This is a genomic window from Pseudomonas sp. Choline-02u-1 (genome assembly GCF_002836515.1).
GTDB lineage: Bacteria > Pseudomonadota > Gammaproteobacteria > Pseudomonadales > Pseudomonadaceae > Aquipseudomonas.
This window is the reverse complement of the sequence record NZ_PJBC01000004.1, coordinates 86077-110044: the sequence shown is the minus strand read 5'-3', so window position 1 is coordinate 110044 and position 23968 is coordinate 86077. Positions and strand designations below refer to the sequence as shown.

Genomic DNA, 23968 nt, shown 5'->3' with positions numbered 1-23968 from the left:
CTCGACTTCTCCAGACTGATGAAAAAGGCGTCCCTTGCGGGCGCCTTTTTTGTGTCTGCGATTTGGCTGTCCGCCGCCCAGGCGTTCTGCCCGACAGCCGCAGGGCTGACCAGCGTCAGCGTGCAGCGGGTGGTGGATGGCGACACCCTGCGCCTGACCGATGGCCGCAATGTACGCATGATCGGCCTCAATACGCCGGAACTGGGCAAGCAGGGTCGCGGCGACGAGCCGTTCGCCGTCGCGGCGCGCAAACACCTGCAGGCGCTGGTCGATGACAGTGGCGGCCGCGTCGGTCTGCGACTGGGCAAGCAGGCGAAAGACCATTACGGCCGTACGCTGGCGCAGATTTACAGCGCCAGTGGCGTCAATCTCCAAGCGCAGATGCTTGCCGCTGGCCTGGGTTTTCAGGTCGCCGTGGCGCCGAATGTCGATCTGGTCGCCTGCCAACAGGCCGCCGAACGCAGTGCACGCCAGGCCGGGCTTGGCCTCTGGCGGCAATCGCCGGTAGTCAAAGCACAGCACATCCAGCGCTCGGGTTTCGCCATAGTCAGTGGTCGGGTGAGCAAGGTGCAGCGCAATCGCGGCGGAATCTGGATCGAGTTGCAAGGCAGCCTTGTATTGCGGGTTGCACCCAATCTGTTCGGACAATTCGACAGCGCCCGCTTGCAGGCGCTGAACGGCAAGCAGATCGAGGCGCGCGGCTGGGTAATAGATCGATCCCAGCGTGGTGGCTTGCCAAAGGGTCAGCGGCGCTGGTTGCTGCCATTGACCCATCCTTCGATGCTGCACATGCCGCGCTGAAGAAAAAATTGTAGACATTTTTGCGATTGATTGTGAACAGTCCAGCCCTTATGCGCCGTGGCTCTTGGCCCAAAGTCGTAGGGCAGGGCGCTTGACAGCGGTGACTGCCCAGTCTTGTGGGGACTTTGCGAGGCGCGTATCCTCGCTGACCAGTCTGTCCAACAGTAAAAAAGCGGAATGCCAAAATGTCTGATCTGAAAACTGCCGCTCTCGAATATCACGCCAATCCTCGTCCGGGGAAGCTGAGTGTCGAGCTCACCAAGGCCACTGCTACCGCCCGCGACCTGTCGCTGGCCTACAGCCCCGGCGTAGCTGAACCAGTGCGCGAGATCGCTCGCGATCCTGAACTGGCCTACAAATACACCGGCAAGGGCAACCTGGTGGCAGTCATTTCCGATGGCACCGCGATTCTCGGCCTGGGCAACCTCGGCCCGTTGGCTTCCAAGCCTGTAATGGAAGGCAAAGGCGTGCTGTTCAAGCGCTTCGCCGGCATCGACGTGTTCGACATCGAAGTCGACTCGGAAAGCCCGCAAGCCTTCATCGACACCGTCAAGCGCATCTCCATCACCTTCGGTGGCATCAACCTGGAAGACATCAAGGCGCCAGAGTGCTTTGAAATCGAACGCGCTCTGATCGAGCAGTGCGACATTCCGGTGTTCCACGATGACCAGCACGGCACGGCGATCGTTACCGCAGCCGGCATGATCAACGCCTTGGAAATCGCTGGCAAAACCCTGCCGGAAGCGAAAATCGTCTGCCTCGGTGCCGGCGCTGCTGCCATCTCCTGTATGAAATTGCTGGTGAGCATGGGCGCTCGCATCGAAAACATCTTCATGGTTGACCGTACCGGCGTGATCCACTCCGGCCGTGACGACCTGAACCAGTACAAAGCGGTGTTCGCCCACGCCACCGAGAAGCGCAGCCTGGCTGACGCACTGGCAGGCGCTGACGTGTTCGTCGGTCTGTCCGGCCCGAACCTGCTGAGCGCTGAAGGCTTGCTGTCGATGGCGGCCAACCCGATCGTGTTCGCCTGCTCCAACCCGGATCCGGAAATCTCTCCGGAACTGGCCCACGCCACCCGTAGCGACGTGATCATGGCCACCGGTCGTTCGGACTACCCGAACCAGGTCAACAACGTGCTGGGCTTCCCGTTCATCTTCCGCGGTGCCCTGGACGTTCGCGCCAAGCGCATCAACGAAGAAATGAAAGTCGCCGCAGCCAATGCCCTGCGTGAACTGGCCAAACTGCCGGTGCCACAGGACGTCTGCGATGCCTACGGTGGTGCTCCGCTGGAATTCGGTCGTGAGTACATCATTCCCAAGCCAATGGACAAGCGCCTGATCACCCTGATCTCCGACGCTGTGGCCAAAGCGGCGATCGAGACTGGCGTGGCAACCCTGCCGTATCCGAAGAACTACCCGCTCAAAAGCGTGGATGACGTGTTCAACGGCTAAGTTGTTGTAGCGCTTCAAACGAAAGCCCCGGCTCGTGAGAGTCGGGGCTTTTTGTTGGGCAGCGCAATGCAGGAGCAGCCGAAGGCTGCGATCTGTTGAGCTTGCTCGCGCAAGGCAATAAAAAGCCCCGCACTTCTCACGAAGGCGGGGCTTTTCAATGGCTGCCGGATCAGAACAGATCGATCGGCGCCTGTTCATCCGCCGGCAGCGGGCTGCCCGGTACGACGCCGTTGCCCAGCTCATTCACCGACGGCGGGGTGTCTTCAGCCTTGAACAGCTCGAAGTACGCGCCCGGGGTGCTCGGCGACGCTGCACGGCCACTGACCGGGTCGACGCGCAGGCTGAGGATGCCTTCCGGCTCTGGCTGCACGTGCGGCGGCTTGTCCTTCAGTGCCGCCGACATGTAATTCATCCAGATCGGCAGCGCCACAGTGCCGCCGAACTCGCGACGGCCGAGGCTTTCCGGTTGGTCGAAACCGGTCCACACCGTGGTCACGTAGTCGGCGTTGTAGCCGGAGAACCAGGCATCTTTCGATTCGTTGGTGGTACCGGTCTTGCCGGCGATGTCACTGCGGCCCATGGCCAGTGCGCGACGGCCGGTACCGAGCTTGATCACGTCCTGCAGCATGCTGTTGAGGATATAGGTGGTGCGCCCATCGACAATCCGCTCGGCCACGGCTGGCGCCTGTGGCACTGCCGGGTTGCCCGCTGCTTCGCCGCCAGCCGGAGCGGCATTGACCGTGAACGACTCGGTGGCCGGCGCGGCGATACCGTCGGTCGCTGTACCGCCCTGTGGCACCGTCGGCGGATTAGCGACAAACAGCGTGTCACCGTTGCGACTTTCGATCTTGTCGATGATGTACGGAGTGATTTTGTAGCCGCCGTTGGCAAAGGTGCTCCAGCCAGTGGCGATTTCCATCGGCGTCAACGTCGCGGTGCCCAGTGCCAGCGACAGATTCGGCGGCAGGTCCTGCTTGTTGAAGCCAAAACGGGTGATGTAGTCAATGGTCTTGCCTACGCCCATGGCCTGCAGCAAGCGGATCGACACCAGGTTGCGCGACTTGTACAGCGCTTCACGCAGGCGGATCGGGCCGAGGAAGGTATTGGTGTCGTTCTTCGGTCGCCAGACCTTGTCCAGGTACTCGTCGACGAACACGATCGGCGCATCGTTGACCAGGGTGGCGGCGGTGTAGCCGTTATCCAGAGCGGCGCTGTAAACGAATGGCTTGAAGCTCGAACCTGGCTGACGCTTGGCCTGCATGGCGCGGTTGTAGTTGCTCTGCTCGAAGGCGAAACCGCCGACCAGCGAACGGATCGCGCCGTTCTGTGGATCCAGCGACACCAGCGCGCCCTGCGCCTGCGGGATCTGGCTGAATTTCAGCGAGTTGTCTTTCTGCCGCTGTACGCGGATGAGATCACCGACCTGGGCGACATCCGAAGGCTGACGCGGATTGGCGCCCATGCTGTTGGTGTTGAGGAACGGCCGCGCCCATTTCATCGTGTCCCAGGCGACATGTTCTTCGCCGGTGCGGGTCAGAACCTGCAGGCCGGCTTTGTCGACCTGGGTGACGATCGCAGGTTCGAGGCTGCTGATGGTGCGCTGTTTGGTCAGTTCGCTGGCCCAGGCTTCGCGCGTCTTGCCTGGCAGGCGCGACTCGGGGCCACGGTAGCCGTGGCGCTGGTCGTAGGTCATCAAGCCTTCGTGCAGCGCGGTATTGGCCATTTCCTGCAGGTTACTCGGCACCGTGGTGACGACCCGGAAACCTTCGGTATAGGCATCGCTGCCATAACGGCCGACCATTTCCGCACGGGCCATTTCGGCGATGTACGGTGCGTTCACTTCCGGCGTCGGCACGTGGTAGCTGGCGTTCAGCGGCTCGTTGACCGCCGCGGTGTAGTCGGCTTCGCTGATCTTGCCCAGCTTGTACATGCGCCCGAGGATCCAGTCGCGGCGTTCTTTACTGCGCGCCGGGTTGGCCAGCGGATTGAAGCGCGACGGTGCTTTCGGCAGGCCAGCGATCATCGCCATCTGCGCCAGGCTGACGTCGCGAATCGATTTGCCGTAATACACCTGCGCCGCCGCCTCGATGCCGTAGGCGCGGTTGCCCAGATAGATCTTGTTGACGTACAGCTCCAGGATCTCGTCCTTGGTCAGCTGCCGTTCGATCTGCAGGGCGAGGAGAATTTCCGTGGTTTTACGCGAGAAGCTGCGCTCGCTGGTGAGGAAGAAATTCTTCGCCACCTGCATGGTGATCGTGCTGCCGCCGGACTGAATGTGTCCGCTCTTGACCAATTGGGTCGCCGCGCGCATCAGGCTGCTCGGGTCGACACCATAGTGGTTGGCAAAATTGTCGTCCTCAGCACTGAGTAACGCATTAATGAAGTTGGGGGGAATGTCGGCGAAACGGATCGGTGTGCGGCGCATTTCGCCAAATTCTGCGATCAACTTGTCGTCGCTGCTGTAGACGCGCAGAGGAATCTGCAACTGAATGCTTCTCAGCGCCTCCACAGACGGCAAACCCGGACTAAGGTAAAGAAAGGCGCCGCTGAGACCTAAGAGCAGTCCGCAGAAAACGGCGACGATGGACCAACCGAAAAATTTCAGCAGACGAATCAAGGCTTTTGGACATCCAGAGCAAAGAATGAATTTGGCACGGGGCTGCGGTTACACACAGAGCCATCCGCGCGGGCAGTAAAAAGCGGAAAAAATCGCTGGGCATTATAAGCACTTTTCCGTCGGGGGCGTCATTGGCGCTTCTGTCAAGGCGGGGGTCAAGGAACGCAATGCGTATTACAGAGTCCGTAACTCACGGAAAGTCATAGGGAATTGGTAGTGCTGGGACTCTTCAATAAAAAGACCAATGCGTTACTGGGGATCGACATCAGCTCCACGTCGGTGAAGCTGCTGGAACTGAGCCGTCAGGGCGAGCGTTTCCGGGTCGAGGCCTACGCGGTAGAGCCGTTGCCGGCGAACGCCGTGGTCGAAAAGAACATCGCTGAACTCGAAGGCGTCGGCCAGGCGCTGAGCCGGGTGCTGGTCAAGGCGCGCACCGGGGTCAAGAGCGTGGCGGTGGCGGTGGCCGGTTCGGCGGTGATCACCAAGGTCATCGAGATGGACGCCGGGCTGTCCGACGATGAACTGGAAAACCAGCTCAAGATCGAGGCCGACCAATACATCCCCTATCCATTGGACGAAGTCGCCATCGACTTTGAAGTCCAGGGCGTCTCGCCGCGCAATCCCGAACGGGTCAACGTACTGCTCGCCGCCTGTCGCAAGGAAAACGTCGAAGTACGTGAAGCGGCGCTGGCGCTCGCCGGCCTGACCGCGCGGGTGGTGGATGTCGAGGCCTACGCGCTGGAGCGTTCGTTCGGCCTGCTCGCGACGCATCTGGCGGCGTCTCAGGAGCGCCTGACCGTAGCGGTCGTCGACATCGGCGCCACCATGACCACCCTCAGCGTCCTGCACAACGGCAAGATCATCTACACCCGCGAGCAATTATTCGGTGGACGCCAGCTTACCGAAGAGATCCAGCGCCGCTATGGCCTCACTGTCGAACAGGCAGGCCTGGCGAAGAAGCAGGGCGGCTTGCCTGACGATTACGTGAGTGAAGTCCTGCAGCCATTTCGTGAAGCGCTGGTGCAGCAGGTTTCACGTTCACTGCAGTTTTTCTTCGCCTCCGGCCAGTACAACGCGGTCGACCATATCCTGCTGGCCGGCGGTACTGCCTCGGTGCCTGGCCTGGATCGTCTCATCGAGCAGCGCCTGAACACACCGACCCAGGTGGCCAACCCGTTTGCCGACATGGCCTTGGGCAGCAAGGTCAACGCCGGTGCGCTGGCCAGTGACGCGCCGGCATTGATGATTGCCTGCGGGCTCGCGCTCAGGAGTTTCGACTGATGGCGCGGATCAACCTTCTACCCTGGCGCGAAGAGCGCCGCGAAGAACGACGCAAACGCTTCCTGCTGATCCTGATCGGCGTGCTCGCAGGCTCGATCGGCGCGGTGCTGATTGCCGATCAGATCATCAGCGCGGCCATTGAGCGGCAGATGGCGCGCAACGATTACATCGGCAAACAGATCGCTGTGGTCGATGAGCGCATCAAGCAGATCAGTGAGCTGAAGGCGCGACGCCAGCAACTGGTCGAACGCATGCGCATCATCCAGGACCTGCAGGGCAACCGGCAAATCAGTGGGCGAGTCTTCGATCAACTGGCGCGTACCTTGCCGGACGGCGTGTATTTCACTGATGTGAAAATGGCCGGCAAGACCCTGTCCATCAGTGGCGCGGCGGAGTCGAACAACCGGGTCTCCGAGCTGATGCGCAACCTCGACGCGTCCGACTGGTTCGACGCGCCGAGCCTGAATGAGGTCAAGGCCAGCAGCGCCGATCAGATCGAACAGGCCAATGTCTTCCAGCTGACCGTTCGTCAGACCCAGCCCAAGGTTGCGGAGGACGAACAATGAACGCCTCCGAGTGGCTGCAGAGCCTGCGCAATGTCGATTTCAACGACCTCGACACCAGCAACATCGGCTCCTGGCCGCCGGCGGTGAAAACCCTGTGCGGTGCGCTGGTGATGGTGTTGATCCTCGCGCTTGGTTACTACTTCTTTATCAGCGATATGGAAAATCAGCTCGACCTCAAGCGCGAGGAGGAAACCACGCTCAAGGAACAATTCGCCAGCAAGGCGCGGCTGTCCGCGAATCTTGAGCTGTACACCCAGCAAATGAAGCAAATGGAAGACACCTTCGGCGTGTTGCTGCGGCAGTTGCCCAGCGACACCGAGGTGCCGGGCTTGCTCGAAGACATCACCCGCACCGGTCTGGGCAGCGGTCTGGAATTCGAGGAGATCAAGCTGCTGCCGGAAGTTACGCAGCCGTTCTACATCGAACTGCCGATCCAGATCACCGTAACCGGCGCCTATCATGACCTTGCGACTTTCGTCAGCGGCGTCGCCGGACTGCCACGGATTGTCACTCTGCATGATTTCGAACTGGCGCCGGCCAATCCCGAAGGCGGGCCGAAGCTGCGCATGAGCATCCTCGCCAAGACGTATCGCTACAACGACAAGGGGTTGGTGAAATGACCCCGATTCGTTATCTGGTCCTGCCGATGATGCTGGCGTTGAGCGGCTGCGGTGGCGGCGATGACTTCAGCGACCTCGACGCCTACCTCAACGAAGTGCGCCTGCGGCCAGCGGGCAAGATTGAACCAACGCCGACATTTCGGTCTTACCCCACATTCACCTACAGCGCCGCCAACCTGCGCAGCCCATTTTCGCGCCAGGCACGGGTTGATCTGGCTGGGCAGAAGCACGGCTCGCGCAACGTCAAACCCGACCCCAACCGGGTCAAGCAATACCTTGAAGGGTTCAATATCGAGCAATTCGAAATGGTCGGCACGATTGCCAATGCCTCGGGCTCGTTTGCGCTGCTGCGCGGCGCGGGCGGGGTGCATCGCCTCAAGGTCGGCGACTACCTGGGGCGCAACGATGGCCGCATCGTCGCCATCACTGCAACCCAGGTCGATGTCGTCGAGATTGTGCCCGACGGCGACGGCGCCTGGCTGGAGCGGCCGCGCACCATTCCTTTGAAAGAGCACTCATAGTGGAAGTCGAACAATGAACAGGATTTTCTCCACCCTCGGTTTTTCGCTATGGATAGCGCTGCTGTCACCGATGGTACTGGCGGCCAATCTGAAAGCGCTGGATGTTGCCGCGCTGCCGGGTGACCGCGTCGAACTGAAGCTCTCGTTCGACGGCCCGCCACCACAGCCCAAGGGCTACAAAACCGAATCACCGGCGCGCATCGCGCTGGATCTGCCAGGCGTGACCAGCCAGTTGGTCAACAGGAATCTTGATCTGGGCAGCGGCAACGCGCGCACGGCCACGGTAGCCGAAGCCAAGGACCGTACGCGGCTGATTGTCAGCCTGACGCAGTTGGCGCCCTACACCACGCGAGTCGAGGGCAATCATCTGTTTGTGGTGATCGGTCAGGGCGCCTCCGCCGCGGCCCCTCGCCCGGCCGCCGTTGCGCCGCGTGCTGCCACCACTGCTGCGGCTCCCAGCCGATCTTCGCTGCCGCGCAGTCGGACGATTCGCGGCGTCGATTTCCAGCGCGGTACCGAGGGTGAAGGCAACGTGGTCATCGACCTCTCAGATCCGACCATCGCCCCGGATATTCAGGAGCACGACGGCAAGATCATCCTCAGCTTCGCTCGCACGCAATTGCCGGAAAAACTCCGCGTGCGCCTCGACGTCAAGGACTTCGCCACCCCGGTGCAGTTCGTCAACGCAGCAGTTACCGGCGATCGCACGGTGATCAGCGTCGAGCCCAGCGGCACCTTCGACTATTCCACGTTTCAGACCGACAACAAGCTCACCGTGAGCGTTCGTCCGATGAGCGTCGACGACCTGCAAAAGCGCAACGCCGACCGTCAGGCCTATGTCGGCGACAAGCTCTCGCTGAATTTCCAGGACATCGATGTGCGCTCGGTGCTGCAGTTGATCGCTGACTTCACCAACCTCAACCTCGTGGCAAGCGATACGGTGCAGGGTGGCATCACTTTGCGCTTGCAGAACGTGCCGTGGGATCAGGCGCTGGATCTGGTGCTGAAAACCAAAGGTCTGGATAAACGCAAAATAGGTAACGTGCTGCTGGTCGCGCCGGCCGACGAAATTGCCGCGCGCGAGCGCCAGGAACTGGAGTCGCAAAAACAGATCGCCGAGCTGGCGCCATTGCGTCGCGAGCTGCTGCAAGTCAATTACGCCAAGGCCGCAGACATTGCCAAGCTGTTCCAGTCGGTGACCAGTGCCGAGGCGAGAGCCGATGAGCGCGGTTCGATTACCGTCGATGAGCGGACCAACAACATCATTGCCTACCAGCCCCAGGATCGCCTCGACGAATTACGGCGAATCGTGGCGCAACTGGATATTCCGGTGCGCCAGGTGATGATCGAGGCACGCATCGTTGAGGCCAACGTCGATTACGACAAGAGTCTGGGCGTGCGCTGGGGCGGTTCGGTGCAGAACAAGGGCAACTGGAACGCCTCCGGGGTCAACGGATCGTCGAGTACCATCGGTACGCCGGGCAGCACCGGCACCAACTCGCCGTTCGTCGATATGGGCACGGTCAACAATACCTCGGGAATAGGCATCGCTTTCATCACCGACAACGTATTGCTGGATCTGGAGCTGACAGCGATGGAGAAAACCGGCAACGGCGAAATCGTTTCGCAGCCGAAGGTGGTTACCTCGGACAAGGAAACCGCAAAGATCCTCAAGGGCACCGAGATCCCCTATCAGGAAGCGAGCTCCAGCGGCGCGACTTCGGTGTCGTTCAAGGAGGCTTCACTGTCGCTGGAAGTCACCCCGCAAATCACCCCGGACAACCGCATCATCATGGAGGTCAAGGTCACCAAGGACGAGCCGGACTACCTGAACAAAGTGCAGGATGTACCGCCGATCAAGAAAAACGAGGTCAACGCGAAAGTGCTGGTCAATGACGGCGAGACCATCGTTATCGGCGGTGTTTTTTCAAATACTCAGAGCAAGGTTGTAGATAAGGTGCCATTTCTTGGCGATGTGCCGTATCTTGGCCGCCTTTTCCGGCGTGATGTGGTTTCGGAGAAAAAATCCGAGCTGCTGGTATTTCTCACTCCGCGTATCATGAATAACCAGGCGATTGCTGTGAGTCGTTGATTCTGTGCGAAATTTGATACTTGTAGGACCGATGGGTGCTGGCAAAAGCACCATCGGCCGATTGCTGGCCAAAGAGCTGCGCCTGCCGTTCAAGGATTCCGACAAGGAAATTGAGCTGCGCACGGGTGCCAATATCCCATGGATCTTCGACAAGGAAGGCGAGCCCGGCTTTCGTGATCGTGAGCAGGCGATGATCGCCGAGCTGTGCGCATTCGACGGCGTGGTGCTGGCGACTGGCGGCGGCGCGGTGATGCGTGATGCCAATCGCAAGGCCCTGCATGAAGGCGGGCGCGTGGTGTATCTGCACGCCTCCGTCGAACAGCAGGTCGGCCGCACTTCCCGCGATCGCAATCGGCCGCTGTTGCGTACTGCCGATCCGGCGAAAACCCTGCGCGACCTGCTCGAGATCCGTGATCCCCTTTATCGGGAAATCGCCGATCTGGTGGTGGAAACCGACGAGCGGCCGCCACGCATGGTGGTGCTCGACATTCTCGACCGCCTCGCGCAATTGCCACCCCGTTAAAGCAGCGCCAGAAATGCGCTATCCTCGGCGTCCTGTCAGCGTTTGCCGAGGGTGTGGCGGATGCCGGTCGAGCGGCGTCATACCGCTACAGGCCGCAGAACACCAATAATTTCAGGGCAGGATGCCTGCTTCCATCTTCACTGTGGGGACACATGCAGACACTCAAGGTCGATCTAGGCGAGCGCAGCTACCCGATTCATATTGGCGAAGGTCTGTTGGATCAGCCGGAACTGCTGGCGCCGCATATCCATGGGCGGCAGGTGGCAATCATCTCCAACGAAACCGTCGCGCCGCTCTATCTCGAACGTCTGACCCGCAGCCTTGCGCAGTTCTCGGTGATCTCGGTGGTGTTGCCTGATGGCGAAGCCTTCAAGAACTGGGAAACCCTGCAACTGATTTTCGATGGTTTGCTGACCGCCCGTCATGACCGCCGCACCACCGTGATCGCCTTGGGCGGCGGGGTGATCGGCGACATGGCCGGTTTCGCTGCCGCCTGTTATCAGCGCGGTGTCGAATTCATCCAGATTCCTACCACGCTGCTGTCGCAGGTCGATTCCTCGGTCGGCGGCAAGACCGGGATCAACCATCCGCTGGGCAAGAACATGGTCGGCGCGTTCTATCAGCCGAACGTGGTGCTGATCGATACCGCATCGCTGAAAACCCTGCCGCAACGCGAGCTGTCGGCGGGCCTGGCGGAAGTCATCAAGTACGGTCTGATCTGCGACGAACCGTTTCTGACTTGGCTCGAAGAAAACGTCGACGCCCTGCGCGCGCTGGATCAAACCGCGCTGACTTATGCAATTGAGCGTTCCTGCGCGGCCAAGGCTGCGGTGGTCGGTGCCGATGAAAAGGAAACCGGCGTACGCGCCACGCTCAACCTCGGCCACACCTTCGGCCACGCCATCGAAACCCACATGGGCTATGGTGTCTGGCTGCATGGCGAGGCGGTGGCGGCGGGCACGGTGATGGCGCTGGAAATGTCCGCGCGCCTGGGCTGGATCAGCGAGCAGGAGCGTGATCGCGGCATTCGTCTGTTCCAGCGTGCCGGCTTGCCGGTCATTCCGCCGACAGAGATGACCGAAGCCGATTTTCTCCAACACATGGCAATTGATAAAAAAGTGATCGACGGTCGTCTGCGCCTGGTGCTGCTGCGCCGGATGGGCGAAGCGGTAGTGACCGACGATTATCCGAAAGAGGTTCTACAGGCCACGCTGGGAGCGGATTACCGCGCCCTGGCTCAGCTTAAAGGTTAAAACGATTCCGATGACTAGTTTGCATGCCGACGAGGCGTTTCTCGGCCATTTCCAGTTAAGTCACGACCCGTTCGCGCCACGGGTGCCGGGCTTCAAATTCTTTCCGGCCCAGCGCAAACCGGTGCTGGGTCAGCTGCATCATCTGGCGCGCTACAGCCAGCTGCTGCTGGTGGTCACCGGCCCGCAGGGCAGCGGCAAGACCCTGCTGCGGCAGGCGCTGGTGGCCAGCACCAACAAACAATCGGTGCAGAGCGTAGTGGTTTCCGCCCGTGGCGCCGGTGACGCGGCCGGCGTGCTGCGTCAGGTGGCGCAGGCGCTGGATGTCGCGCAGGCCGAGGTCGGCGCGATTCTCGAGCAGGTGGTGCAACTGGGTCTGACCGGGCAGGAAGTCTATCTGCTGGTGGACGATGCCGAGCAGCTCGACGAGTCCGCGCTGGAAGCATTGATGGCGCTCGGCGCCGGCACGCCGGAAGGTCGTCCGCATGTGTTCCTGTTCGGCGAGTCGTCGCTGATCGCTCAGCTCGAGGCGTTGCAGCTCGAAGAAGAGCGTTTCCACGTCATCGAATTGCAGCCGTACACCGAAGAAGAGACCCGCGAATATCTCGACCAGCGGCTGGAAGGCGCGGGCCGGGGTGTCGAACTTTTCACTGCAGATCAGATCTCTGATATTCACGAAAGCTCCGAGGGCTGGCCTGGCAACATCAACCAGGTCGCTCGCGATGCACTGATCGAAGTCATGATTGCCAGCCGCTCTGCGGTCAAGCGTCCAAGTATGGGGTTCAACATGCCGAAGAAACACGTATTGGCGATTTCCGCCGTCGTTGTGGTCGCGGTTGCCGCCGCCTGGCTGATGCCGGGTCGCAGCAAGGCACCGACCACCGGTGCTCCGGCCAATGAACAGGCGCAACTGCCACTGGGTCAGGGCGCAGTGAATGGCGCCAACCCGTCCGTCGAATTCGCCGGCAACACTCAGCCGATGCCGCTGCCGTTGGTCGGCAACTCGCAGCCGGTCATGCGTGGCCCGCTGGCCGAAGCCGCCGGTGGCATCACCGAAGGCGACGACGGTGTGCCGCTGGAAGGCTCCAGCGATACCCCGCCAACCGTGACCACCTCCGCGCCGCCTGCGGGCGTTCCGGCCGGCCCCGCGCCGACGCCGGTTCCGACCCCTGCCGCCAAGCCGGCGCCAACCCCGGCACCGACGCAGATCGCCACGGCCAAACCTGCTCCGGCTACGCCTGCGCCAGCCGCGAAACCGGCACCGGCACCGGCCAAACCGGCCACCGCCACCAAGCCTGCCGACAAGCCGGTCACCGTCGCCAAAGCCGCCGGTGGCAGCTGGTACGCCGGTCAGCCGACCGGCAACTACGTGGTGCAGATCCTCGGCACCAGCTCGGAAACCGCCGCGCAGAACTTCGTCAAGGAGCAGGGCGGTGAGTACCGTTATTTCAAGAAAGTCCTCAACGGCAAGCCGCTGTATGTGATCACCTACGGCAATTTTGCCAATCGTGATGCGGCCGTTTCTGCCATCAAGGCCTTGCCAGCGAAGGTTCAGGCTGGTAAACCTTGGCCTCGCACTGTCGCCAGCGTCCAACAGGAACTGGCAACAACTCGCTGAAGATTCGGCGGCCTTACCCAGGCCGCCTCTCCCGGCACCTCAAAATCTCCATGAGTGCGCGCCGCCTGAAAAGGCCGCGTGCCTTGTGGTGTCTGCGTCACAGTAGTCTTTGAGTCGTTGCGGTCAGAATTTAAAAAAGTTTTGACTAGCACAGCAGATCGCTTTAAACCTTTCACAAATGCGACATGAATTTGCGACAGTTCGTCGTCAAATTTGTGAGCCTCTGTGTCGCTGTGTACAATGACCACCCTTTTGCCCCCGCTAAGCCGGCGTACGTTCGGCGCGGAACGCAAGTGGTTGAATTGAAAAGAAATTTGCCTCGAATAGAGGCAGCCTGGTGAGAAAGTGTCTATGAAAGCAGGTCTGTACCAACCAGATGAATTCAAGGATAACTGCGGTTTCGGCCTGATAGCTCATATGCAGGGCGAGCCCAGTCATACCCTTTTGCAAACGGCCATCGAGGCCCTGACCTGCATGACCCACCGCGGTGGGATTAATGCCGACGGCAAGACCGGTGACGGTTGCGGTCTGCTGATTCAAAAACCCGACGCCTTCCTGCGAGCCATTGCCCAGGAAAGCTTCGGCGTCGAAATGCCCAAGCAATACGCGGTGGGCATGGTGTTCTTCAATCAGGATCCGGCCAAGGCCGAAGCTGCTCGCGAGAACATGAACCGCGAGATCCTTGCTGAAGGACTGCAACTGATCGGCTGGCGCAAAGTGCCGATCGACACCAGCGTCCTCGGCCGCCTTGCCCTTGAACGCCTGCCGCAGATCGAGCAGGTCTACATCGGCGGCGAAGGCCTGAGCGATCAGGACATGGCCGTGAAGCTGTTCAGCGCCCGTCGCCGTTCATCGGTGGCCAACGCCGCTGACACCGATCATTACATCTGCAGCTTTTCGCACAAGACCATCATCTATAAAGGCCTGATGATGCCGGCCGACCTGGCCGCGTTCTATCCAGACCTGAGCGACGAGCGCCTGCAAACCGCGATTTGCGTGTTCCACCAGCGCTTCTCCACCAACACCCTGCCGAAATGGCCGCTGGCGCAGCCGTTCCGCTTCCTTGCGCACAACGGCGAAATCAACACCATCACCGGTAACCGTAACTGGGCTCAGGCCCGTCGGACCAAGTTCACCAATGATCTGATGGATCTGGAAGAACTCGGCCCGCTGGTCAACCGCGTCGGTTCCGACTCCTCGAGCATGGACAACATGCTCGAGTTGATGGTCACCGGTGGCATCGACCTGTTCCGTGGCGTGCGGATGATCATCCCGCCTGCGTGGCAGAACGTCGAAACCATGGACCCGGATCTGCGTGCATTCTACGAGTACAACTCGATGCACATGGAGCCGTGGGACGGCCCGGCCGGCGTGGTCATGACCGACGGTCGCTACGCGGTGTGTCTGCTCGACCGGAACGGTCTGCGTCCGGCGCGCTGGGTCACCACCAAAAACGGCTTCATTACTCTCGCGTCGGAAATCGGCGTGTGGAACTACCAGCCCGAAGACGTGCTCGCCAAGGGCCGCGTCGGCCCTGGCCAGATCTTCGCCGTGGACACCGAAACCGGGCAGATCCTCGACACCGATGCGATCGACAACCGTCTGAAGTCGCGTCATCCGTACAAGCAATGGCTGCGCAAGAATGCCCTGCGCATTCAGGCGACCATGGAAGACAACGACCACGGTTCGGCGTTCTACGACGTCGATCAGCTCAAGCAGTACATGAAGATGTATCAGGTCACGTTCGAAGAGCGCGATCAGGTACTGCGTCCGCTCGGCGAGCAAGGCTACGAAGCTGTTGGCTCGATGGGCGATGACACGCCGATGGCCGTGCTGTCCCAGCGTGTGCGCACGCCGTACGATTATTTCCGTCAGCAGTTCGCGCAGGTGACCAACCCGCCGATCGACCCGCTGCGTGAAGCGATCGTGATGTCGCTGGAAATCTGCCTCGGCGCCGAGCGCAACATTTTCCAGGAGTCGCCGGAACACGCCTCGCGCGTGATCCTCAGCTCGCCGGTCATTTCCCCGGCCAAGTGGCGTTCGCTGATGAACCTCGACCGTCCGGGTTTCGAACGGGCGATCATCGACCTCAACTACGACGAAAGCCTGGGCCTCGAAGCGGCGATCCGAAACGTTGCCGATCAGGCTGAAGAAGCCGTGCGCGCCGGGCGTACCCAGATTGTCCTCAGCGACCGCCATATCGCCCCGGGCAAGCTGCCGATCCACGCTTCGCTGGCGACCGGTGCAGTGCACCACCGCTTGACCGAAAAAGGCCTGCGTTGCGATTCCAACATCCTGGTTGAAACCGCGACCGCACGTGACCCGCATCACTTCGCCGTACTGATCGGTTTCGGCGCCTCGGCGGTGTATCCGTTCCTGGCTTACGAAGTGCTGGGCGATCTGATCCGTACCGGTGAAGTCCTGGGCGACCTCTACGAGGTGTTCAAGAACTACCGCAAAGGCATCACCAAAGGTCTGCTGAAGATCCTCTCGAAGATGGGTATCTCGACCATCGCTTCGTATCGTGGTGCGCAGCTGTTCGAGGCCATCGGCCTGTCCGAAGAAGTCTGCGAGCTGAGCTTCCGTGGCGTGCCGAGCCGCATCAAGGGTGCGCGTTTCGTCGACATCGAAGCCGAGCAGAAAGCGCTGGCCGTCGAAGCCTGGAGTCCGCGCAAGCCGATCCAGCAGGGAGGTCTGCTGAAGTTCGTCCACGGTGGCGAATATCACGCCTACAACCCGGACGTGGTCAACACGCTGCAAGCCGCTGTGCAGCAGGGCGACTACGCCAAGTTCAAGGAATACACCTCGCTGGTGGACAACCGTCCGGTGTCGATGATTCGCGACCTGTTCAAGGTCAAGACCCTCGACACGCCGCTGGACATCAGTGAAGTCGAGCCGCTGGAATCGGTGCTCAAGCGCTTCGACTCCGCTGGTATCTCGCTGGGCGCATTGTCGCCGGAAGCACACGAAGCCCTGGCCGAAGCCATGAACCGCCTCGGTGCGCGTTCCAACTCCGGCGAAGGGGGTGAAGATCCGGCGCGTTACGGCACCATCAAGAGCTCGAAAATCAAGCAGGTTGCCACCGGCCGTTTCGGTGTGACTCCGGAATACCTGGTCAACGCCGAAGTGCTGCAGATCAAGGTCGCCCAAGGCGCCAAGCCGGGCGAGGGCGGGCAACTGCCGGGCGGCAAGGTCAACGGGCTGATCGCCAAGCTGCGTTACGCAGTGCCGGGCGTGACCCTGATTTCGCCACCGCCACACCACGATATCTACTCGATCGAAGACTTGTCGCAGCTGATCTTCGACTTGAAGCAGGTCAACCCGCAGGCGCTGGTGTCGGTGAAGCTGGTAGCAGAAGCGGGCGTCGGCACCATCGCCGCCGGTGTGGCCAAGGCCTACGCGGACTTGATCACCATTTCCGGCTACGACGGTGGCACCGGTGCTTCGCCGCTGACTTCGATCAAGTACGCTGGCGCGCCGTGGGAACTCGGCCTGGCTGAAACTCACCAGACCCTGCGCGGCAACGACCTGCGCGGCAAAGTCCGAGTGCAAACCGACGGCGGCCTGAAAACCGGCCTCGACGTGATCAAGGCCGCCATTCTCGGCGCTGAAAGCTTCGGCTTCGGCACCGCGCCAATGATCGCGCTGGGCTGCAAATACCTGCGCATCTGCCACTTGAACAACTGCGCCACCGGCGTCGCGACCCAGAACGAGAAGCTGCGCAAGGATCACTACATCGGGACCGTCGACATGGTGGTGAATTTCTTCACCTACGTCGCCGAAGAAACCCGTGAGTGGCTGGCCAAACTCGGTGTGCGCTCCCTCGAAGAGCTGATCGGTCGTACCGATCTGCTGGAAATCCTCGAAGGCCAGACCGCCAAGCAACATCACCTGGACCTGACGCCGCTGTTGGGCAGCGATCACATTCCGGCGGACAAGCCGCAGTTCTGCGGTGTTGAGCGCAACCCGCCGTTCGACAAAGGCCTGCTCGCGGAAAAAATGGTCGAGCTGGCCGCGCCGGCGATCAACGACATGAGCGGCGCCGAGTTCGATCTGGACATCTGCAACTGCGACCGTTCGATCGGCGCGCGGATATCCGGCGAAATCGCCCGCAAGCACGGCAACCAGGGTATGGCCAAGGCGCCGATCACCTTCCGCTTCAAGGGCACGGCCGGGCAGAGCTTTGGCGTGTGGAACGCCGGCGGTCTGAACATGTACCTGGAAGGCGATGCCAACGACTACGTCGGCAAAGGCATGACCGGCGGCAAGCTGGTGATCGTGCCGCCGAAGGGCAGCGTTTATAAAACTCAGGAAAGCGCAATCATCGGTAACACCTGCCTGTACGGCGCCACCGGCGGCAAGCTGTTCGCCGCTGGCACCGCCGGCGAGCGTTTTGCCGTGCGTAACTCCGGTGCCCACACCGTCGTGGAAGGCACTGGCGATCACTGCTGCGAGTACATGACCGGTGGTTTCGTCTGCGTGCTGGGCAAGACCGGTTACAACTTCGGCTCGGGCATGACCGGTGGTTTCGCCTACGTGCTCGATCAGGACAACACCTTCGTTGACCGGGTCAATCACGAACTGGTGGAAATCCAGCGGATCAGCGGCGAAGCGATGGAAGCCTATCGCAGCCACCTGCAGAACGTGCTGAACGAGTACGTCGCCGAAACCGACAGCGAGTGGGGTCGTGAACTCGCCGAGAACCTCGACGATTACTTGCGGCGTTTCTGGTTGGTCAAGCCCAAGGCTGCCAGCTTGAAAACCCTGCTTTCCAGCACTCGTGCCAACCCGCAGTGATATGCGCCTGAAGAGTTTGATGAGGTTTTAACAATGGCTGAACGTCTGAATAACGACTTCCAGTTCATCGATGTCGGGCGCAAGGATCCGAAGAAGAAACTGTTGCGTCAACGCAAGAAAGAGTTCGTTGAAATCTACGAACCGTTCAAACCCCAGCAGTCGGCCGATCAGGCCCACCGCTGCCTGGGCTGCGGCAACCCGTATTGCGAATGGAAGTGCCCGGTGCACAACTTCATTCCCAACTGGCTCAAGTTGGTGGCCGAGGGCAACATCCTCCAGGCCGCCGAGCTGTCGCACCAGACCAACACCCTGCCGGAAGTCTGCGGCCGGGTGTGCCCGCAGGATCGTCTGTGCGAGGGTGCCTGCACCCTCAACGACGGCTTCGGCGCGGTGACCATCGGTTCGGTCGAGAAGTACATCACCGACACCGCGTTCGCCATGGGCTGGCGCCCGGACATGTCCAAGGTCAAGCCGACCGGCAAACGCGTGGCGATCATCGGTGCAGGCCCGGCGGGGCTGGGTTGTGCCGACGTGCTGGTGCGTGGCGGCGTAACCCCGGTGGTGTTCGACAAAAACCCGGAAATCGGCGGCTTGCTGACCTTTGGTATCCCGGAGTTCAAGCTGGAAAAGACCGTGCTGAGCAATCGTCGTGAAGTCTTCACCGGCATGGGCATCGAGTTCCGTCTCAACACCGAAGTCGGCAAAGACGTGACCATGGAACAACTGCTTGCCGAGTACGACGCGGTGTTCATGGGCATGGGCACCTACACCTACATGAAGGGTGGTTTTGCCGGTGAGGATCTGCCGGGTGTTTACGACGCGCTGGACTTCCTCATCGCCAACGTCAACCGCAACCTGGGCTTTGAAAAGTCGCCGGAAGATTTTGTCGACATGAAAGGCAAGAAGGTTGTGGTACTCGGCGGTGGCGACACGGCGATGGACTGCAACCGCACCTCGATCCGCCAGGGCGCCAAGTCGGTGACCTGTGCTTACCGTCGTGACGAAGCGAACATGCCCGGCTCGCGCAAAGAGGTGAAGAACGCCAAGGAAGAAGGCGTGAAATTCCTCTACAACCGCCAGCCAATCGCCATCGTTGGCGAAGACAAGGTTGAAGGCGTGAAAGTCGTCGAGACCCGTCTCGGCGAACCAGACGCCCGTGGCCGTCGCAGCCCTGAGCCGATCCCGGGTTCGGAAGAGATCATCCCGGCCGACGCCGTGGTCATCGCCTTCGGCTTCCGCCCGAGCCCGGCGCCGTGGTTCGAGCAGTTCGAGATCCAGACCGACAGCCAGGGCCGCGTCGTTGCGCCTGAGCAAGGTCAGTACAAGCATCAGACCAGCAACCCGAAAATCTTTGCCGGTGGCGACATGGTGCGCGGTTCCGACCTGGTGGTAACGGCGATCTTCGAGGGGCGTAATGCGGCTGAGGGGATCCTTGATTACTTGGGCGTCTGAGCACATTTCAAGCTGAAACATGATCAAAACTGTGGGAGCGGGCTTGCTCGCGAATGCTGTGTATCAGTCACAAATGTGTCGACTGCCCCACCGCTTTCGCGAGCAAGCCCGCTCCCACTTTGGTTTCTGCGTGTTCAAGATAACGCGACAAATTGACCCGATAGACAAAAGGCTGACCCACATCCGTGCCTTTTGCGTCGCGCTCTGAGAAAATGCCCGCACTTTTTTTCCGGATGCCGACATGACTGCCCTGAAGAACGACCGTTTCCTCCGCGCCCTGCTCAAGCAACCCGTTGACGTCACCCCCGTGTGGATGATGCGCCAGGCCGGTCGCTACCTGCCGGAGTACCGCGCCAGCCGTGCCCACGCCGGCGACTTCATGAGCCTGTGCATGAATCCGCAATTCGCTTGCGAAGTCACTCTGCAACCACTCGACCGCTATCCGCAACTGGACGCGGCGATCCTGTTTTCCGACATCCTCACCATTCCCGATGCCATGGGCCAGGGCCTGTACTTCGAGACCGGCGAAGGCCCGCGCTTCAAGAAAGTCGTCAGCACGATGGCTGACATCGAAGCCCTGCCGATCCCCGATCCGCACAAGGATCTTGGCTACGTAATGGATGCGGTCAGCACCATCCGCCGCGAGCTCAACGGCCGCGTACCGCTGATCGGCTTCTCCGGCAGCCCGTGGACCCTGGCGACCTACATGGTCGAAGGTGGCTCGTCGAAAGACTTCCGCAAGACCAAAGCCATGCTCTACGACAACCCGCAAGCCATGCACCTGCTGCTGGATAAACTGGCGCAGTCGGTGACCTCCTACCTCAACGGCCAGATCATGGCCGGTGCACAAGCGGTGCAGATTTTCGATACCTGGGGCGGCAACCTGTCTGCGGCGGCGTATCAGGAATTCTCCCTGGCCTACATGAAGAAAATCGTCAGCGGCCTGATCCGCGAGAACGACGGCCGCAAAGTGCCGGTGATCCTCTTCACCAAGAACGGCGGCCTGTGGCTGGAAAGCATCGCCGAAGCCGGCGCCGATGCTCTGGGCCTGGACTGGACCTGCGACATCGGCAACGCCCGCGCCCGCGTCGGCGACAAGGTCGCGCTGCAAGGCAACATGGACCCGACCGTGCTCTACGCCAAACCGGAAGCGATCCGCACTGAAGTCGGGCGCATCCTCGCCAGTTATGGCAAGGGCAGCGGCCACGTGTTCAACCTCGGCCACGGCATCACGCCGGAAGTTGATCCGGAACATGCCGGTGCGTTCCTGCGTGCGGTGCATGAGTTGTCGGCGCAGTATCACGAGTGATCGGCGCACAATAAAAAACGCCCGGCCAATGCCGGGCTTTTTTTAGATCGAAAGATCGCAGCCTCCGGCAGCTCCTACATCGGGATTTGCGTTTCCCTGTAGGAGCTGCCGAAGGCTGCGATCTTTTGCTTTTAAGCTTTGACACCGCCAAGAGGCGGCAACTTCGCCAGCTTCAACGCCACCAGCAGGGCAACGAGCAGCAGCGCTCCGATAAACAGGCCGATCCCGTTCCATCCGCCCAGATGCCAGAACACCCCGCCCGCCGTACCAGCAATGCTCGACCCGGCGTAATAACTGAACAGATACAGCGACGACGCCTGTCCCTTTGCCTTCAACGCACGTCGGCCGATCCAACTGCTCGCCACCGAGTGCGCGGCAAAAAAGCCGAAGGTGAACACCAGCATGCCGACGATCACCAGCAGCAACGAGGTGAACATGGTCAGGGCCAGTCCGGCGAACATCAGTGCAATGGTCGCCCACAACACTTTGCGCCGCCCCAGTTTGTCCGCCAGTGAACCGATCTTCGCCGAGCTGTAGATTCCCGACAGGTACACCACCGAGAGCAACCCGACGTACACCTGATCGAGGTGGTACGGCGCCGCCAGCAAGCGATAGCCGATGTAGTTGAACAGCGTGACGAACGCGCCCATCAACACAAATGCTTCAAGAAACAGCAGCGGCAGGCCGGCGTCGCGAAAATGCATGGTGAAACCGTCGAGCAGGCTACGCGGGTGCAGTGAGCGGGAGCGGAAGTTGCGCGACTCCGGGAGGATCTTCCAGAACACCGCCGCAGCGATCAGCGCCAAACCGCCAATCACCAGCATCGCCGTGTGCCAGCTGACAAAGTCGATCAGCACGCCGGTGATCAAACGTCCGCTCATCCCGCCGATCGCGTTGCCGCCGATGTACAAGCCCATCGCCAGACCGATGTGTTGTGGATGAATTTCTTCACTCAGATAGGTCATCGCCACCGCGGCCAGACCGCTCAACGACAGGCCGATCAGGGCGCGCATGATCAGCACGCCGTGCCAGCTCGGCATCATCGAGCTGGCGATGGTGCACAGCGCGGCAGCGAACAGCGCCGCGACCATCACTGGTTTACGGCCGATGCGGTCGGAAATCGGCCCGGTGATCAGCAGACCGAAGGCGAGCATCCCGGTCGCCACCGAGAGGATCAGGCTGCTCTGCGCCGCGTTGATTCCGTATTCGTGCGACAGCAGCGGCATCATCGGTTGCACGCAATAAAGCAGGGCGAACGTCGCGAAGCCACCGCAGAACAACGCCAGCACCGTACGCATGAACGCCGGGGTGCCTTTTTCGATGTAGATTTCCTGCAGTTCGGCGAGGGTATCGTCGCCGGCAGAGGGCGGGACTTCGTGGGCAAGGGGCGCGACAGCAGTTTTCACTTCAGACCTCGGAAAGCACAGCCGGGCAGGCAATGAAAAAATCATATAGCTGGCTAATGTTTCTATCCAATATATTGTTCGACCTGTTTGATAGCCTCAGCGACCTAATGGGAATCCCATGGAATTGCGTCATCTGCGTTACTTCATTGCCGTCGCCGAAGAACTGCATTTCGGCCGCGCCGCTCAGGCGCTGGGCATTTCGCAGCCTCCACTGAGCCAGCAGATTCAGGCGCTGGAACAGCAGCTCGGTGCGCGGTTGTTCGAGCGAACCAATCGTCGGGTCGAGCTGAGCGAGGCGGGCCGGTTGTTTTTGCAGGAGGCGCGCCTGGTGCTGGCGCAAGTCGACAAGGCGGCGGACGTTGCTCGCCGCGCGCAACTTGGCGAGCTGGGTGAGTTGAAGATTGGTTTCACTTCGTCGGCACCGTTCAACTCGACGATTCCCCAGGCGATTTTTTCCTTTCGTCAGCGCTTTCCGGCGGTGCATCTGAATCTGCGCGAAATGAGCAGCACCATGGTCGCCGATGCCTTGGTGGACGAGTCGATCGAAGTCGGCATCATGCGCCCGCTCGGATTGCCGGATTCGCTGAGTGTTGTGGAGTTGATGCGCGAGCCGTTGGTGGCGGTGCTCAGTTCCAAGCATCCGTTGGCTCAGGGCAGCGACGAAGGTCTTTTGCTCTCGGCGCTGGCGCTGGAACCTTTCGTATTTTTCCCACGCAGCTATGGCAGCGGGCTCTATGCACAACTGTTGAGCCTGGCCCGTGACGCCGGCTTCAGTCCGCATTTTGCCCAAGAGGCCGGCGAGGCAATGACCATCATCGGTCTGGTCGCAGCGGGCCTCGGGGTGTCAGTGCTGCCGGCGTCCTATCAACGTATGCGCATCGACGGCGTGGTCTATCGCCCGCTGCTCGATCCTGAAGCAATATCAGCGGTATGGCTGGTGCAGCGCAAAGACCAGAAATCGCCGATGGCCAAGGCGTTTGTCGAACTGCTTACGCGCAAGGTTGAGCCGCAGAAAACCTGAAATCAAAAGATCGCAGCCTTCGCCAGCTCCTACACCAATCCATGTAGGAGCTGGCGAAGGCTGCGATCTTTGGACTTCGCCCTTCAAGGCAATCGCACCAAATCCCCCTTCAAAGCGACCCGGGTAACAAAAACTCCTGCCCGGCACTCGTACGTATTCAAATCCTTGCGTACACGCTGGTCGTAGTAGCTGACGATATTGACCACCGCATTCGCCCCGACCCGCTTGGCATCAGCCTGCAATTTGATCAGATTCGACTGCAACACCCATTCGCACGAAGCCTGATCGCTCTTGTTGAAACCGTTGGTTTTCAAATCACTGACCACCCCTCGGCGCAACAACTGCTGAGTGCTCTGCGGCCCGTTGCCGATCAGGTAGAACTTCACACTGCCATCCAGCCGACCGGCGCGAATGGCGTCCGACAGCACGGTTTCGAAAGGCATGTACATAAGGTTGGTGGCATGGCTGGCACTGGGCAGCAGGAGGATAAGCGCAGCGGCCAACAGGACTTTCACTTGCATGGTCATCTCCTTTGACGGTGAAAGAGAAACACGAGGGCAGGTGATGGTGCTGCGACCTGCATCAGCGAGTGTAGATGCTGCTGAATCACCGCAAATAAAAAGGGCGCCAAACGGCGCCC

General features: G+C 60.8%; 17 protein-coding genes. 14 read left to right on the top strand and 3 right to left on the bottom strand.

Features of this window, described 5'->3' with window-relative positions; translation table 11 throughout:
- Window positions 1-18 precede the first annotated feature (18 nt).
- Window positions 19-801: a thermonuclease family protein gene (locus CXF97_RS04580; RefSeq protein ID WP_101156636.1), complete on the top strand. Its 783-nt coding sequence runs from the start codon at window positions 19-21 to the stop codon at window positions 799-801.
- Window positions 802-986: 185 nt separating this feature from the next.
- The gene (locus CXF97_RS04575) at window positions 987-2255 is read left to right on the top strand and encodes a malic enzyme-like NAD(P)-binding protein (RefSeq protein WP_090280412.1); all 1269 of its coding nucleotides are present in this window, start codon (window positions 987-989) and stop codon (window positions 2253-2255) included.
- A 169-nt stretch (window positions 2256-2424) separates the two neighbouring features.
- On the opposite strand, the gene CXF97_RS04570 is transcribed toward CXF97_RS04575, so the two are convergent.
- A complete protein-coding gene (locus tag CXF97_RS04570; RefSeq protein WP_371918370.1) occupies window positions 2425-4869 on the bottom strand; it encodes a penicillin-binding protein 1A in 2445 nt (814 codons plus the stop codon).
- A gap of 219 nt (window positions 4870-5088) precedes the next feature.
- Between CXF97_RS04570 and CXF97_RS04565 the strand changes: the two genes are divergently transcribed.
- The 11 genes from CXF97_RS04565 (at window position 5089) to hemE (ending at window position 20901) form a co-directional block, all read left to right on the top strand.
- Window positions 5089-6153 carry a pilus assembly protein PilM gene (locus CXF97_RS04565; protein WP_101156630.1) on the top strand — a complete coding sequence of 355 codons (1065 nt, stop codon included), beginning with the start codon at window positions 5089-5091 and terminating at the stop codon, window positions 6151-6153.
- The gene (locus tag CXF97_RS04560) at window positions 6153-6719 is read left to right on the top strand and encodes a PilN domain-containing protein (RefSeq protein WP_101156627.1); all 567 of its coding nucleotides are present in this window, start codon (window positions 6153-6155) and stop codon (window positions 6717-6719) included. The genes CXF97_RS04565 and CXF97_RS04560 overlap by 1 nt, the downstream gene beginning before the upstream one ends.
- Window positions 6716-7339 (top strand): type 4a pilus biogenesis protein PilO, encoded by a 624-nt coding sequence (pilO, locus tag CXF97_RS04555; RefSeq protein ID WP_101156624.1) that lies wholly within the window; start codon window positions 6716-6718, stop codon window positions 7337-7339. Before CXF97_RS04560 ends, pilO begins: the two co-directional genes overlap by 4 nt.
- Window positions 7336-7860, top strand: a complete 525-nt coding sequence (locus CXF97_RS04550) for a pilus assembly protein PilP (RefSeq protein WP_101156621.1) — start codon at window positions 7336-7338, stop codon at window positions 7858-7860. The genes pilO and CXF97_RS04550 overlap by 4 nt, the downstream gene beginning before the upstream one ends.
- A gap of 13 nt (window positions 7861-7873) precedes the next feature.
- Window positions 7874-9952, top strand: a complete 2079-nt coding sequence (pilQ, locus tag CXF97_RS04545) for a type IV pilus secretin PilQ (RefSeq protein WP_101156618.1) — start codon at window positions 7874-7876, stop codon at window positions 9950-9952.
- A gap of 4 nt (window positions 9953-9956) precedes the next feature.
- Window positions 9957-10475 (top strand): shikimate kinase AroK, encoded by a 519-nt coding sequence (gene aroK / locus CXF97_RS04540; protein ID WP_024011270.1) that lies wholly within the window; start codon window positions 9957-9959, stop codon window positions 10473-10475.
- A 152-nt stretch (window positions 10476-10627) separates the two neighbouring features.
- Entirely contained in the window at window positions 10628-11728 is a 1101-nt protein-coding gene (gene aroB, locus CXF97_RS04535; protein WP_101156616.1) for a 3-dehydroquinate synthase, read from the top strand.
- 10 nt (window positions 11729-11738) lie between these two features.
- Window positions 11739-13343 (top strand): AAA family ATPase, encoded by a 1605-nt coding sequence (locus CXF97_RS04530; protein WP_101156613.1) that lies wholly within the window; start codon window positions 11739-11741, stop codon window positions 13341-13343.
- 351 nt (window positions 13344-13694) lie between these two features.
- Complete coding sequence (gltB, locus tag CXF97_RS04520; RefSeq protein ID WP_101156611.1) at window positions 13695-18140, top strand: glutamate synthase large subunit; 4446 nt, start codon at window positions 13695-13697, stop codon at window positions 18138-18140.
- Window positions 18141-18173: 33 nt separating this feature from the next.
- Window positions 18174-19592, top strand: a complete 1419-nt coding sequence (locus CXF97_RS04515) for an FAD-dependent oxidoreductase (RefSeq protein ID WP_007909438.1) — start codon at window positions 18174-18176, stop codon at window positions 19590-19592.
- A 241-nt stretch (window positions 19593-19833) separates the two neighbouring features.
- The gene (gene hemE, locus CXF97_RS04510) at window positions 19834-20901 is read left to right on the top strand and encodes a uroporphyrinogen decarboxylase (protein ID WP_056787355.1); all 1068 of its coding nucleotides are present in this window, start codon (window positions 19834-19836) and stop codon (window positions 20899-20901) included.
- A 131-nt stretch (window positions 20902-21032) separates the two neighbouring features.
- On the opposite strand, the gene CXF97_RS04505 is transcribed toward hemE, so the two are convergent.
- The gene (locus CXF97_RS04505) at window positions 21033-22307 is read right to left on the bottom strand and encodes an MFS transporter (protein WP_101156608.1); all 1275 of its coding nucleotides are present in this window, start codon (window positions 22305-22307) and stop codon (window positions 21033-21035) included.
- Window positions 22308-22425: 118 nt separating this feature from the next.
- Between CXF97_RS04505 and CXF97_RS04500 the strand changes: the two genes are divergently transcribed.
- The gene (locus CXF97_RS04500) at window positions 22426-23328 is read left to right on the top strand and encodes a LysR family transcriptional regulator (protein ID WP_101156605.1); all 903 of its coding nucleotides are present in this window, start codon (window positions 22426-22428) and stop codon (window positions 23326-23328) included.
- A gap of 83 nt (window positions 23329-23411) precedes the next feature.
- Here the strand turns inward: CXF97_RS04500 and CXF97_RS04495 are convergent, their stop codons facing one another.
- On the bottom strand, window positions 23412-23849 hold the full coding sequence (locus tag CXF97_RS04495) for an excinuclease (RefSeq protein WP_101156602.1): 438 nt from the start codon (window positions 23847-23849) through the stop codon (window positions 23412-23414).
- Window positions 23850-23968 lie beyond the last annotated feature (119 nt).